Origin of the sequence: Halobacillus litoralis (genome assembly GCF_020524085.2) — a bacterium.
In the GTDB taxonomy this organism is placed as follows: Bacteria; Bacillota; Bacilli; order Bacillales; family Halobacillaceae; genus Halobacillus; species Halobacillus litoralis_E.
On the sequence record NZ_CP129016.1, the window covers coordinates 2,848,259 to 2,862,484 of the forward strand.

The 14,226-nt window shown below is 41.1% G+C and carries 14 protein-coding genes, 1 other RNA gene and 1 pseudogene; 12 read left to right on the forward strand and 4 right to left on the reverse strand.

Annotated features, from left to right (window positions below; translation table 11 throughout):
- Positions 1 to 4 precede the first annotated feature (4 nt).
- Complete coding sequence (locus tag LC065_RS14600; RefSeq protein ID WP_226589727.1) at positions 5 to 376, forward strand: YppE family protein; 372 nt, start codon at positions 5 to 7, stop codon at positions 374 to 376.
- Positions 377 to 426: 50 nt separating this feature from the next.
- On the opposite strand, the gene LC065_RS14605 is transcribed toward LC065_RS14600, so the two are convergent.
- Complete coding sequence (locus tag LC065_RS14605; RefSeq protein ID WP_226589724.1) at positions 427 to 3,486, reverse strand: efflux RND transporter permease subunit; 3,060 nt, start codon at positions 3,484 to 3,486, stop codon at positions 427 to 429.
- Between the two features lie 173 nt (positions 3,487 to 3,659).
- On the opposite strand from LC065_RS14605, the gene LC065_RS14610 reads away from it, so the two are divergent.
- From LC065_RS14610 to LC065_RS14640, 7 genes and pseudogenes are all read left to right on the forward strand, one after another.
- A complete protein-coding gene (locus LC065_RS14610) occupies positions 3,660 to 4,070 on the forward strand; it encodes a cytidine deaminase (protein WP_226589722.1) in 411 nt (136 codons plus the stop codon).
- A 315-nt stretch (positions 4,071 to 4,385) separates the two neighbouring features.
- On the forward strand, positions 4,386 to 5,003 hold the full coding sequence (locus tag LC065_RS14615; protein WP_226589720.1) for a CotD family spore coat protein: 618 nt from the start codon (positions 4,386 to 4,388) through the stop codon (positions 5,001 to 5,003).
- Between the two features lie 84 nt (positions 5,004 to 5,087).
- A pseudogene (locus LC065_RS14620) lies at positions 5,088 to 5,651 on the forward strand (SLOG family protein).
- Between the two features lie 77 nt (positions 5,652 to 5,728).
- The gene (gpsB, locus tag LC065_RS14625) at positions 5,729 to 6,037 is read left to right on the forward strand and encodes a cell division regulator GpsB (RefSeq protein ID WP_089652604.1); all 309 of its coding nucleotides are present in this window, start codon (positions 5,729 to 5,731) and stop codon (positions 6,035 to 6,037) included.
- 95 nt (positions 6,038 to 6,132) lie between these two features.
- Positions 6,133 to 6,507: RNase P RNA component class B (gene rnpB, locus LC065_RS14630), an RNA gene on the forward strand.
- Between the two features lie 141 nt (positions 6,508 to 6,648).
- The gene (locus LC065_RS14635; protein ID WP_226589717.1) at positions 6,649 to 7,818 is read left to right on the forward strand and encodes a THUMP domain-containing class I SAM-dependent RNA methyltransferase; all 1,170 of its coding nucleotides are present in this window, start codon (positions 6,649 to 6,651) and stop codon (positions 7,816 to 7,818) included.
- A gap of 70 nt (positions 7,819 to 7,888) precedes the next feature.
- Positions 7,889 to 9,355, forward strand: coding sequence for a carboxypeptidase M32 (locus tag LC065_RS14640; RefSeq protein WP_226591642.1), 1,467 nt, complete (start codon positions 7,889 to 7,891; stop codon positions 9,353 to 9,355).
- A 41-nt stretch (positions 9,356 to 9,396) separates the two neighbouring features.
- Here LC065_RS14640 and LC065_RS14645 read toward each other — a convergent pair whose 3' ends face one another.
- Positions 9,397 to 9,951, reverse strand: coding sequence for a hypothetical protein (locus tag LC065_RS14645; protein ID WP_226589715.1), 555 nt, complete (start codon positions 9,949 to 9,951; stop codon positions 9,397 to 9,399).
- A 123-nt stretch (positions 9,952 to 10,074) separates the two neighbouring features.
- On the opposite strand from LC065_RS14645, the gene LC065_RS14650 reads away from it, so the two are divergent.
- Positions 10,075 to 10,842, forward strand: coding sequence for an SDR family NAD(P)-dependent oxidoreductase (locus tag LC065_RS14650; protein ID WP_226589714.1), 768 nt, complete (start codon positions 10,075 to 10,077; stop codon positions 10,840 to 10,842).
- A gap of 78 nt (positions 10,843 to 10,920) precedes the next feature.
- Here the strand turns inward: LC065_RS14650 and LC065_RS14655 are convergent, their stop codons facing one another.
- A complete protein-coding gene (locus tag LC065_RS14655; RefSeq protein ID WP_226589711.1) occupies positions 10,921 to 11,388 on the reverse strand; it encodes a chemotaxis protein CheX in 468 nt (155 codons plus the stop codon).
- A gap of 114 nt (positions 11,389 to 11,502) precedes the next feature.
- On the opposite strand from LC065_RS14655, the gene LC065_RS14660 reads away from it, so the two are divergent.
- From LC065_RS14660 to LC065_RS14670, 3 genes are all read left to right on the forward strand, one after another.
- Positions 11,503 to 12,585 (forward strand): type III polyketide synthase, encoded by a 1,083-nt coding sequence (locus LC065_RS14660; RefSeq protein ID WP_226589708.1) that lies wholly within the window; start codon positions 11,503 to 11,505, stop codon positions 12,583 to 12,585.
- 198 nt (positions 12,586 to 12,783) lie between these two features.
- Positions 12,784 to 13,098: an isoprenylcysteine carboxylmethyltransferase family protein gene (locus LC065_RS14665; protein WP_306163950.1), complete on the forward strand. Its 315-nt coding sequence runs from the start codon at positions 12,784 to 12,786 to the stop codon at positions 13,096 to 13,098.
- 420 nt (positions 13,099 to 13,518) lie between these two features.
- The gene (locus LC065_RS14670; RefSeq protein WP_226589704.1) at positions 13,519 to 13,806 is read left to right on the forward strand and encodes a DUF6123 family protein; all 288 of its coding nucleotides are present in this window, start codon (positions 13,519 to 13,521) and stop codon (positions 13,804 to 13,806) included.
- 10 nt (positions 13,807 to 13,816) lie between these two features.
- Here the strand turns inward: LC065_RS14670 and LC065_RS14675 are convergent, their stop codons facing one another.
- A complete protein-coding gene (locus LC065_RS14675; RefSeq protein WP_226589703.1) occupies positions 13,817 to 14,224 on the reverse strand; it encodes a ribonuclease HI family protein in 408 nt (135 codons plus the stop codon).
- Between the last annotated feature and the right edge of the window lie 2 nt (positions 14,225 to 14,226).

Here is a 14,226-nt window from a genome sequence, read left to right on the forward strand (position 1 = left end):
TGTTATGAATTTGAAAGCTAATACGAACGAACTAAAGCGACTAATTGATGAACAACATCAACGCTTTTTAAATACGGAAGGTCCCGTAGATAAAAAAAGCTATGATTTTTTTAATCAGGTAAAAAAAGAAACAGCTCCGATGTTCCGATTGACAAGCGAATGGGTAAAGGAAGCAGAGGATTTCGTGAAAGACCGAAAGACGAATGTTCATCCTAACCAAGTGAAATCAACGCACGAAAATATGGAAATGATCATCCTCCATAGCTATTATCTGGATGTACATCGCAAAAGGTTTAAAGAATTATATCAGTCCTCCCATTACGTATTGGATATGGTCCTTGACGATATAGAACAAAATGAAAAAAGCTCCCAATAAGGGAGCTTTTTTCATTGAATTAATTCTTCAGGAAATTCGCTAATAATAAATCATCCAGTTGTTTTTTTTCTGGATAGTAACAAATAAAACGATGGAACAAGCAACAGTGTGAGTACGGTTGAAAAGGCAAGCCCGGATACGATCGATACCGCCAATGGCTTGAATAATACATCACCTGTATAAATGATTGGAGCTAGGGCTGCAATCGACGTTAATGATGTTAAGACTATAGGACGAATTCTTGCTCTGCCTGCTTCGATTACAGCTTCCACATTACTGCTGTAACGTTCACGGTTTTGCTCGATGAATTCGATGAGAATGACGGAATTCCTCACAACAATACCTGATAGGGAGACAATCCCTAATACTGCTAAGAAACTGAGAGGTTCACCAGAAACGAATAGTCCTACAATAGCACCTGTAACAGCTAAAAATACAGTTCCTGTAATCAGTAAAGGCATAAGCAGGGAATTGAACTGGATGGCAATTGTCAAATAAATTAAGAACAAAACGATGACAAAGAGTTTTGTTACTTCTACAAAGAACTCGGAACGAGCATCGGATTCGCCGCTTTCAACGAGTGAATAACCTTCTGGAAGGTTGTTTTTAATGTCACTTACGACTTCCGATGACTGTTCAGAGAAGGTGCTTTCCATCCCCTCTTCAGGATATGCTTCAACCGTAATGGTCCGCTCCCCATCTAGATGTGGAATCACACCAATCCGTTCGCTTGAATCTGTCGTGATAATTTCATCAAGCGTAAGGATTTCTGGCGGTCCACCATCCTGATTCGTCTGCTGACTAACTACATTCAGTTCAGATAGGGCCACGCCATTTTCTACACCATCGTCTACTACTACTTCGATCGGCAGACGTTCAACACCATTGTCAAAGGTGCCTAAAGGTGCTCCGATATTTGCCAGCTGGAGTTGAGAAGTGATTTGGTTGATCGGTATGTTATTTTCAGCAAGTAATGAACGGTCTGCATTGTATTCTGTGAAAGGCTGTGTCTCGGCATTAAGTGTCGCTATTTCAGCACCTTCCAGCTCACTCAATCGATTCTTTGCATGATTAGCCTCAGAAATTAACGTTTCAATCTCAGGACCTTGTATTTGAATCTGGACAGGTGGGGAAGGTGGTGGACCAGAAACAATGGTTTCAAGGAAAATTTCACTATCTGGGAATTCTTCCCTTAAAGGTTCTTCCCATTCTTCAATAAAATCGCTTGCGCTCGTCTGGTCTCTGTTGACTCGGACAAGAACCTGACCTGTGTTCTCACCTGATCGTTGTAATCCCGAACTGAACAAATTGGGAAGTCCACTTCCTGAATAAACCGCCGTTTCAGTGATGGTGTCATCAGAATCCTCCAGAAATCCTGTCAATTCTTGTAACCTATCTTCTGTTTCCTCAATCGTTGTCCCTTGAGGATTTTCAACAGAAATGGTGACTTCAGGACGATCAGCAGCAGGGAAGAATTCAAACGGAATTCTTATGGCCAGTGTGGCTAAAAGAGCACATATAACAAGTCCAATCAGGGATGTGACCAAAGGTTTCTTCGTAGTCTTAGGAAGAATCCTGTCAGCATAGGTACGTTCTAACCGGTCAAACAAACCACCAAGGAGTCCAGACTTTGCTTTTCTGGATTTTTTCTTCCGTTTTTTTCTAGCATATTGAACGGTGGGGATAAATGTCAGCGCAATGATTGTGGAGGCCAGCACCGTAAAGATTAAGACAGATGGTAAGGCTCTGATGAAATCCCCATTGGTTCCAGATAAGAAGGTTAAAGGCAAGAAACTGAAAATGATCATAAGTGTTGAAGTAATGATCGACTTGCCGACTTCTTTCACACCACGGAGGGTACCTTCCATCGGACCGTCTCCAAGTTGGAACCTTCTTTGAATGTTGTCGTTGACGACGATAGCATCGTCAACCAATATCCCAATCGCTATAATCATTCCAATAACTGATATTTGGTTTAAATCGACTCCGACATATGGAAGAGGGATTAAACCGATGAGAATGGATATTGGAATTGATAAAGCAACGAGAATCGCTGAAGATAACGGAAGACCCAGTACCATAATGATGATGACAGCAAGAAACGAAATGGCAAAGGAAGTAATCAGGTTCGAAAAGACTTCATCAATGACTGTACTTTGTGTGTAAAAACGATCGACCTGGATTTCTTCTGGTAACTGCTCTGACAAAACGTTAATCTTGTCTGTCAATTCTTTTTGAAGGGCACTAATGTTTACTCCTTCTTCAGTAAGCACGGTGACGGATAAGGCAGCCTTGTCTTTATAAGTAATAAGATCTTCTACTTCTTTGTTGGTGATCTCAATGGACCCGACTTCAGAAAGGGGCACAGGCTCTCCTTGAGAGTTATTTCCTACAAATAGACTCTCCAATTCTTGTATGTCTGAATATTTTTCAAAGATCAGTTGATGAATGGTACCATCTCTTTGTTCTGTACCAATTGGTGAAGGTCCTAATTCATCACTCAACGAGCGGATGACAGAAGATGGTGAAATTTGCAGCTCATTCAATTGGTCATTATCCAAGCTGACAGCTACTTTTTGATCAGGTAGTCCTTTGACTAAAACGGAATCGACACCAGGAGTCTTTGTCAATTCTGCCTTCCATTCTTCCATGTCATCCCGCAAGTTGAATAGTTCTGATCGCTCATCGCTGTATAAATGATAGGATGCAACAGCTGACATAGTCATGTCAGTGTTCACATTGGGAGCTTGGACTTCATCAGGAAAAGACCTGGATACTTCTGATACAGCTTGCCGGATCTTGGCATTCGTTGTATCTGTATCCTCCCCCCCGGATAGAGTAGCGGTCACTGTACCAAACCCTGTGGTGGACGCAGAGGTGATCTCATCAATCCCTTCTGTATTCAAAAGCTCTTCTTCTAGAGGGTTTACGATTGTCCTTTCCACCTCTTGAGGTGTTGCTCCAGGGTACACCGTGGAAATAGATGAGACATTTACATTAATCTCCGGGATTTCCCTTTTCGGTAGTTGCAGATATGTGAAAATCCCTGTAAAAATCAATAATAAAATAAAAATCCAAATGATTTTGTTGTAATTTAAAATTGACTTCATTATGTTCCTCCTAACCCATATGATTTAATTGCTCTTTCAGTATAAACTTTTTTTCGACACATGTGTCAATTAAATGCTCTATCGATGTGCTGTACAAGCGTGAAAATGAAACCGCTTTACATTTCGCTCATATTCATATATAATTACCTTCCCATGATTAGGGAGGGATATAGATGGAAACGAAACAACTAATAAATGAAGCTAAAAAGATAAGGGAAAAAGCTTATGTCCCTTATTCAAAATTCCCCGTTGGTGCTGCTTTAGTAACCGAAGACGGGACCCTTTATACAGGATGCAATATAGAAAATGCCGCTTATCCTGTTACATGTTGTGCTGAAAGAGTGGCGATTTTCAAAGCCGTTTCTGATGGGCATGATAAATTTAAAGAACTGGCCGTTGTCGCAGACACGAAAAGACCTGTTCCACCATGTGGATCTTGCCGTCAGGTCATGAGTGAATTTTTCCAGTCGGATGTTAAAATTTATACAACAAACCTGCATGGGGACACAAAAACATTTACAATGGAAGAAATTCTGCCATTTTCGTTTTCTTCTGCTGATTTATCTGAAGAGGATGCGAATTAGAAAGGAAAAGGATGAGACTCTCATCCTTTTTTTATTTTGATGATTTCTCTGACTCATTAGAAATGAGAGGACTTGGCAATGGTTCATACAGTTCAAAGACTTTCAAACCTTGCTGATCGTTTGTTCTTATCCTACAAGTCTGTCCAAATTTTGTATAAAAGAATAAGGCTTTTTAGAGACAAATTGCTAATTTTTATAAAAGTGAATAGGTGTCTGTTTATAAGAAAGTAATGGATATGATGATATCGCCTAGTACATTCACGCTCTTTGTGACATACGCTGATAAGGAATAACAGAACAAGGAGTGAAAGCACAATGCATCAACAGTCTATGCAGGACTCTTGCGGATGTGGACCGATGTCCCCAATGTCGCCAGCCGGAAACCGTAGACCAATCGTATGTCCGGTTCAACACTGTGTAGTGGATAACTACTTCTGTGAAAATCAAGATTATATCCATCCTACGCACATTCTCGTACGCAACAATCATACGTTGAACAACAACCATTATTTCCCATACATGGTTTCTGAGCAAAACAACTTCCGAACTCAAGACTTCGCTTTTCCTCAAGGATCTTCACCAGATTATAACTGGATGGATTATATGAATCCTCAAGACATGGGTCAAATGCCTATGGGGCAAGGTCAAGGCCAAGGCCAAATGCCTATGATGAACGAAGAGGATATGGAAGACATGGAAGGTATGATGGGCCAGGGTGGTCAAATGCCGATGATGGGTCAGGGTCAAATGCCAATGATGGGCCAGGGTGGCCAAATGCCGATGATGGGTGACGGTCAGATGCCAATGATGGGCCAGGGTGGTCAAATGCCGATGATGGGTCAGGGGCAGATGCCAATGATGGGCCAGGGTGGCCAAATGCCGATGATGGGTCAGGGTCAAATGCCAATGATGGGCTCAGGATCGAATAGCTAAGCTAAGATAAGCCACAAAACTGTGGCTTATTTTCTTTTTATCAGGAAACGTATTAAAATGAATGAAAGGAAAGGTGGAAGAACATTGAAAACCATTGTTGTTACGGGTTATAAACCGATGGAAATGGGTATTTTCAAGAATAATGACCCAAAAGTCGATTTCGTAAAAGAAGCCATAAAAAAAAGATTACGTTCCTACATAGAAGAAGGTTTACAATGGGTGCTTATTTCTGGACAAATGGGAGTCGAGTTATGGACAGCTGAAGTTGTACTTGATCTAAAAGAAGAGTATGAGGTGAAATTAGGTGTTCTTCCCCCTTTTGAAAACTAGGATGAGCGCTGGCCTGAAGACCTTAAGCTTATTTATGAGGAAATTACAATGACCGCCGATTTCTACCAGCCGATTTATAATAAAGGATATGAAGGCCCTTATCAATTCAGAGCAAAAGATCAATTTTTAATCGACCACTCGGAAGGTTGTCTAGTTCTATTTGATGAAGATACAGAAGGTAGTCCACAATACTTCTTAAGATTAGCAAAAAAGGCACAAGATCAAGGTGACTATGAGGTTGTTTATATTACTCCATTAGACCTTGAAGAGACGGTTGAAGAGCTTCGGATGGCAGATCCGGATTTGTGGAGTCAATAAATGTTCCGGATTTGAAATTGACATTTCCGTGACCTTTTGAAAAAATGGTTATAATGTGTGAAACAGAGGTGAGAAAAATGAACTTAGAAGAGTATCATTTAAGCGGAAAGGATATACTTGAGAAAGACTTCAAAACGTCTATGAGAGGGTATAACCAGGAAGAAGTAGATGAGTATCTGGATTTGATCATTCAGGATTATGACCGTTTTCAGCAGGAAATTGAACGTCTGCAGCAGGAAAATGACCGATTGAAAAAAATGTCATCACGGGAAACTACACAGAGACAAAGGCAACCATCTACGAATAATCATCAAGTGAATTATGACATCTTGAAGCGTGTTTCAAACTTAGAGAAGGCTGTTTTTGGTAACAAATACGCTGATTAGTATTCAATTTTTTCCAATGACAAGCGAGTAAGTGTCTGTTATAATGATTTAGCACGTCTTAAAAGACGCAATGACAAATGATAATGCTCATTTGAATACTCGGGTAATCGCTGTATAGGTTCCTATACAGAGGAAAGTCCATGCTCGCACAAGCTGCGACGCTTGTAGTGTTCGTGCTTGACGAAACCATAAGTCAAGGGAGTTCTTTAGAACTTACGGCAGGGAAAATTCCTAAGTCTTTGATAAGGAATGACTACCTTGAAAGTGCCACAGTGACGGAGCCGATGTAGAAATACTTCGGGTGGAACGAGGTAAACCCCACGAGCGAGCAACCCAAATATAGGTAGGGGCACTTTTCAATGGGAAATGAACCAGAGAAGAGGCCGTTTGACGGCAGATAGATGATTGCCACCGGAGTACGAGGTTGACCACCGTTTGCAGTACAATGGTACAGAACATGGCTTACAGAGTATTCAAAGGTCGCTAATGATACAGATGACACCCTTCTGGAAAGCCTTAAGCTTTTTGGAAGGGTTTTTCTTTTTGTATAACATTTATTAGTGAAGGAAACGTTTCTTGTTTGTTCATGCTACATATGAAGGAGGTTTATCATGTCGAAAAAAGTTACGTTGATTGCAACAGCAGCTATGGGACTTGAAGCCATAGTAGGGAAAGAAGTTAAAGCGTTAGGATATGAAGACATACAGATCGAAAATGGAAGAGTCGTATTTGAAGCGGACGTATCAGCGATACCCAGAGCCAATCTTTGGCTTCGAACGGCTGATCGTGTCAAATTGTTGGTTGGAAAGTTCAAGGCCACATCGTTTGATCAACTTTTTGAAAACACGAAGGCATTGCCGTGGGAAACTTTTATAGAAGAAGATGGCGAGTTTCCAGTAGTTGGTAAATCGGTGAAATCGAAGTTGTATAGTGTGCCTGATTGTCAATCGATTGTGAAGAAAGCAATAGTAGAACGATTAAAAGTCAAACACGGCGTTGATTCATGGTTGAAAGAAACGGGAGCCTTCTACAGAGTGGAAGTGGCGATTCATAAGGATGAAGCGTTATTGACGATTGACACGTCAGGAAGTGGACTGCATAAGCGAGGATATCGTGTAGGCCAAGGGGAAGCACCTTTAAAAGAAACTTTAGCCGCAGCACTCGTACAAATTACAAACTGGAGCCCTGACCAGCCGTTTGTGGATCCGTTTTGTGGCTCCGGGACGATCGCTATTGAAGCCGCGCTGATCGGTCAGAACATTGCACCTGGTTTTAACAGGGAATTCGCTTCTGAGAGTTGGGGTTTCATTCCGCAAAAGGTTTGGGATGATGCTTTTCAAGAAGCGGAAGACGCAGCGAATTATGATCAGCCGCTTCAAATCTTCGGCTCAGATATTGACCCCGACTTGATCGAAATCGCCAAAAAAAATGCGATGGAAGCAGGGCTCGGAGAATTGATTACTTGGAAACAAATGCAGATGAGTGATTTCAAACCGAAGCAGGAAAATGGATACCTCGTGTCTAATCCTCCTTATGGAGAGCGAATGGGTGAACGGGAAGAAGTGGAACAGATGTACCGCAATCTTGGTACGATCATGTGTGATCATCCAACTTGGAGTGTGTACGTTCTTACTTCTCATGAAGGGTTTGAGAAGCTTTACGGAAAGCCTGCCACTAAAAAACGGAAGCTCTTCAATGGCTTTATCAAGACGGATTATTATCAGTATTTCGGTAGGAAGCCAAAATCGAAGCCGGACAATGGCAAAGGATTCGGTTTTTAATTCGTTGATATAGTTATCCATTCAGTGAAGGGGAGAGGTAGTTGTGAGTAAAACAACAGAACGAAATTTTATGGAGCTATTGAAAGAACAATCGGCATACGGGGAAGCAATCGGGCTGATGGCTTGGGACATGCGTACTAAAGCCCCCCGCAAAGGAGTCGAAGGTCGTTCTGAAGTCATCGGCGTAATGTCACAAAAAGTCCATGAAATACAAACATCAGAGGAAATGCGTGGATACATCGATGAATTAAAAAGCAAAACTCTAGATCCAATTTTAAAAAGAGCGGTGGAAGAAGCGGAAGAGACGTACGATAAAACGGCTAAAATTCCTGCTGAAGAGTATAGAGCTTACGTGACGCTCCAAACCCAGGCGGAATCCATGTGGGGGGAAGCCAAAAGTAACAATGACTTCGAAAGTTTTCGTCCATATCTAGAAAAGCTGGTTGAATACAACCGTAAATTCGCGGATTACTGGGGGTATGAAAACCACCGCTATGATGCTTTGTTGAATAATTACGAGCCGGGTGTAACTGTGGAAGTACTGGATAAAGTGTTTCCAAAAGTGAGGGAAGCTTTAACGGACCTTCTTAAACAAATCCAAGAAGCTCCCAATCAACCTGACCCGTCAGTCCTGCAAGGTCATTTTTCTAAAGATCGTCAGGCAGAGTTCAGTGAAGTGATCTTGGAGCGGATGGGGTATGATTTTGAGGCGGGACGATTAGATGAGACCGTTCATCCTTTTGCAATCGGACTGAATACCAATGATGTCAGAGTGACAACGAAATACGACGAAAAAGATTTCCGGACAGCTGTTTTTGGGACGATTCACGAAGGAGGCCATGCCCTCTATGAGCAAAACATAGATCCAAAGCTTGCTTTTACACCTCTTGCTGACGGGACAAGCATGGGTATTCATGAATCACAATCACTTTTTTGGGAGAATTTCATAGCTCGAAGTGAAGGTTTTTGGAGAAATCATTATGAGTTGTTTAAATCCTACGCACCTAAGCATTTCCAACACTTATCCTTAGAGAAGTTTTATCCGGCGGTCAATGAAGTGAAACCATCCCTGATTCGAATTGAGGCGGATGAATTGACGTATTGTTTGCACATTATGGTCCGCTATGAGTTGGAAAAAGCACTGATTGCTGGTGAAATTGAAGTGAAGGATCTCCCTGAACTGTGGAATCAAAAGATGGAAGACTACCTTGGAATCACCCCTGAGAGTGATTCTGAAGGAGTACTGCAAGATATTCACTGGTCTGGTGGGGATTTCGGCTACTTTCCATCCTATGCATTAGGATATATGTATGCAGCCCAGCTAAACTCCAAGATGAGAGAAGAGATCGATGTGGAACGTTACATTGAAGAAGGCGATTTTCACAAAATCAAGGAATGGCTGACTGAAAACGTCCATCAGTATGGAAAAATGAAAAAACCGCTGCAAATCTTAAATGACATCACTGGTGAAGGCCTGAATCCTGAGCATCTCATTAACTACCTAACTGATAAATATAAAAAAATCTATCATTTTTAAAATGAAAAAAGCCCGGCTGAATAAGCCGGGCTTTGTTTTATTTAAGACATTTCTTCCATCAAATCTGGAGTTGCTGGGAAACCGGCTTCCTTAACGATTTCGTTGTATTGATCGTTAAATTCCGTGAATTTCTCTTCAGCTGCTGTAAAGTCAGCATTTTCCATGTTTTCATTCAATGCTTTCTCTACACCTTCATAATAGGCTTGAAGGGAAGGTAGTGTTTCTTCGAATTTTGTCATTACATCATCAGGTAGATCGGCCTCAATTGTATAATCGTCGACCATGGAAGAAGCTTCGCTTGCGGCTGTCTTTGCTTCTTCAGCAGCAGATTGAATGGCTTCTGCATCCGGTTCTTCTGCTGAGACAGCTGCTTTGTATGCAGAAATTTTCTGCTGATATGGTTTGAACGTGTTCGTCAGAGCCATTTGAGCACTGAGCAATTCTTTCTTCACCTTTTGTTCATCGTTTTCTTGATTTTCTGTCGTGTCTTCTGTCTGGTTTTCAGTGTCTGCGTTTGTGCCTTCTTCCGTGTCACTGTTACATCCTGCTAAAACGAGTGCTCCGGAAAGACCTAAAGCTAACAACCATTTTTTCATACAGACAACCCCCTTTTTTCTATTCACGATTTTCATTCTATGTCAGCCTTTCACGTATGTAAAGAAATTGCAAAAATGTTATACTATACTGAAAATTCAACACTATTGATGGAGGCTATTGCGATGTATCTACCAGACTTTAGATTAGAAAATAAACTTGCTGTTATTACTGGAGGAACAAAAGGAATCGGTAAAGCCATCACCCTTGCTTTTGCTGAATCTGGCTCAGATGTGATTGTGATCGCGAGAAACTTGAAAGACCTGGAACAGACGAAAAAAGAAGTGGAAGAGCTTGGACAACAAGCTTCAATTATCTGTCAGGACATTAATGATTATAAGGAAATCATCCAGGAGGTTGAGCGCATTCGTGAAGGGCGGAAGCTTGATATATGGGTTAATAATGCAGGAATGAATATCAGAAGTGAAGCAGAAAGTGTAACAGAGGAAGAATGGGACCAGATTATTTCGACGAATATGCGAAGCGCATTCTTCCTTTCCCAATATGCAGGTCAAGTGATGAAATCGTCCAAGGAGGGGAAAATCATTAACATTTCTTCCGTCGGAGGCCACACAGCTTTACGAACGGGGGTCGTTTATGCCATGACGAAAAGCGCGCTTATCCAAATGACCAAAAACCTGGCCCTTGAATGGGGAAAGTATAATATCAATGTTAATGCCATTGGTCCCTGGTATTTTCCGACCTCGCTCACAGAGAGACTCCTTCAGGATGAGTCCTATGTGCAGGAGATTCTTGAAAGAACACCGCTCAACAGGATTGGTAAATTAGAGGAATTGAGCGGTGCTGCGGTGTTCCTCGCTTCAGATGCTGGGAATTATATGACAGGTCAAACGTTGTTCGTTGACGGAGGGATGACCATTTACGGATTTTAATCGAACCATTCATGTCTGATCTTCATCTTCCATAGCATGACATAACAAAAGCGCCATTTGCTGCAAATGGCGCTTTTGTTATGTCATCCTTAGTTTTTCTTCAATCATTAAAATCAGTGAAAGCTTATGTTCTTGTTCAATGGTCAAAGGGACAAGAAACCCTTTACTGAAATCTTCCACTTTTCGTTTGCCTCCTATGACAGTCGGTGTAGTGATATCGATGGATACTTCCTGCTCAGACACATGAGTAGCGAGATTTCCTGCAATCATATTCCCGAGCTCGCCAGTAAAAGAAGAAAGCATTTCGCCTTCCAGGGGCAGACCGTACATCTTTTCACCTACTAAGCTGAAACTCGCTTCACTTCCCTCGATCAATAGCTTTCCTGTAAAGTCACCGGTCATACCGATCAATACTCCCAGATCCTCATTTAGGTAATCTTGATTTAGAAGGGAGGGTTGTTCAGCTTTTAATTCGAATGGCATGATGCGATGGACTGTATGGATACTTCCATTGAGAACAGCGGTAATGGATTGATTTAAAGACATCCAAATCCCTCCGAAATAGATTCAATTGACATGGGTCTATCATACCACAAAAGTCGTCATTTAAAGACATAATTTCCCCTTTTTTGTACATAGTAAATAAAAAGGAGGATGAAAATGCCATACATATTATCTTCGGGCGTCCAATGTGCTGACTTTTCCTGTAATCAATCCGAGGTTCAAAAGCTCGTTTATGAATTATTTCCTTTAAAAGATCATGAGAAGAAGAGATTAATGCCGATTTTTGAACACGCGAATATTGAAAAGCGTCAATTCGCTGCTCCATTAGAGTGGTTCAAAGAAGATCATGGGTTAGAAGAGAGGAACCATTTATACCATACCAAAGCTTTATCATATAGTTTACAAGCAATCAATTCTTGTTTAACGAACTTACCTGGAGATATCAAATTTTATAAAGAAAATATTGATCATCTTATTTTTGTTTCTTCCACAGGCATTTCTACCCCAACCCTCGATGCTTATATTATGAATGAACTCGGTTTCAGGGAGGATACGAAGCGGACACCTTTATTTGGACTAGGATGTGCAGGAGGAACAAGTGGTGTCGCTAAAGCTTATGAATGGCTTCTCGGCCATCCTGATAAAAATGTTCTTGTCGTTTGCGCAGAACTATGTAGCTTGACCTTTCAACCGAAGGATGCAAGAGTGAGCAATTTCGTAGGCACAGCTCTTTTTGGCGATGGAGCCTCTGCTGTCTTAGTTGCGGGTGACCATTCTTCCCTTCTGAAGAAAACGGAGCACCCTCTTCCGAAAATCATCAATTCCAGTTCCAAAACAAAAGCCCACAGTACAGATGTCATGGGTTGGAGGGTTGTAGATACAGGTTTTGAAGTGATTTTCAACAAAAGTATCCCCAGATTGGTCAAGGAATTTTGGAGTGTCCATGCGGAAGAAGTCGTACGCAGCAATGATTGGCTCATCGAAGAACTTCCTTTCATTGTAGCTCATCCCGGAGGAAGAAAAGTGTTGGAATCTTACGAGGAAGTATTCAATTTGAAGGAAGATGCTTTAAATATCCCTAAAAGCGTGTTGTCCTCTCATGGGAATATGTCTTCCCCAACGGTGCACTTTGTATTGCATGAAGTCTTAAAGACGCAACATGAAAAAGGGACGAAGTCGATCATGACTTCCCTAGGACCTGGGTTTAGTTCAGAAATTGTCAGTTTGGAGTGGGAGTAGAATGGAAATCTTTTTATGGATGATTTTAGCTTTATTAATATTTCAGCGTTTGGGGGGAACTTGCTCTAGCTAACCGCAATCGTAAGTGGATGGTGGAAAGGGGGGCAAAGGAGTGGGGGCAGGGTCACTATTTCCTGTTCATTCTTTTACACAGTGCATTTTTTGTGTGCATAGTTGCAGAGTTCGTTTGGACTCCATATGTTCAGCAGCCATTTTTTTTATATCGCGTTGGCCGGATTCTTCGTGTTACAAGTATTAAGGTTGGTTTGCATTCGAACTTTGGGAAAACGGTGGAATACGAGAATACTCGTATTACCTGATGAAGAGCCGATTAGGAAGGGGATCTACCGGTTTGTGAAACACCCGAATTATGTGATTGTCTTTTTTGAATTGATGATTATCCCTGTATTATTTCATGCGTATTTAACAGCACTGATTTTTCCATTTCTCCACTTGCTCGTCCTTACAGTGAGAATTCCTGCGGAGGAAAGGGCGTTACAAGAACGGGTATAAATATTCAAAAAACATTGCTCATTTCTTGAATGTCTGTTAAGATTCTAATTAGAAATGAAATTCATTTTCAATTAGAAAGGTGAGAACAATAATGGTGGTTTTCATAATGTTAACGGTCGCCGTTTACAGTAGTTTGATGATTTTTGTATTAGCTAAGTTGGGAAGCGTTCCTGCCCAAACCGTCATGAATGTCTTCAGAATGAAAAACCAACGTTCTCATTTTTACCATAAAAAAAGATATGAACGAACCCTTTCGGCCAGGTGAATCCACCTGGCTTTTCTCATCTTTGGAATTCTAACAGGGGAAACAAAAATTCCGTGAAGAATTCAGGTCGAATGGCCGAAAATGCGATTTTTTTGTTATGATATAGAAAAATGTCGAAAATACATACCTATGACGAATAAGGTTAGGAGCGAATTATGGATAGAGACACGTTAGCTTACTTCTTAGAAGATCTTTGGAGTAAGGGATTCAAATTGAGTGATGAGGATGTACAATTTATATATTTTGGGAACAACTCTTCTCATGCTCCGGAATGGAAAACCATTGTAGCTGTTAACATGACTTTGAAAGTCCAACAGTCCTTTGATCCGAGTTTCTTTATTAGTATTTTAGAACTAATTTCAAATCCATCCATCACTAGTAAAAGAAAGGCCTATGAATCCATCGAACAACAACTTTCCATTGCAAGGACCACTCGAAATTAAAAAACCCAGATCATTGCTGATCTGGGTTTTGTTTCGTCTGCAGACACTCTCTGGCAAGGCGGTCTGCATTTTTATTTTTTTTGTCAGGAATCCATTTATAAAAAACGTAGGAGAAGTTTTCTTCAAGGTTCATGATTCTTTCAAACAAGGGCAGGAATTTCTCATTTTTTGTGTACCGCTTATCCATAGTATCTACAGCGATTTTTGAATCAGACCTGATTGAAATGATCTCTCCTGAATATTTCTCTTTGCAAATTTGCAATGCATGAATGATTGCGAGGAACTCTGCTTCATGATTCGTCCAATTCCCCAAGTAGATTTGATGCTCTTCCGTTTTTTGGTTTTGTTTAATGACCACTCCTGCAGCACTAGGACCAGGTTCTCCACTGCAAGCAGCGTCTGTGTACACTTCTAACATGG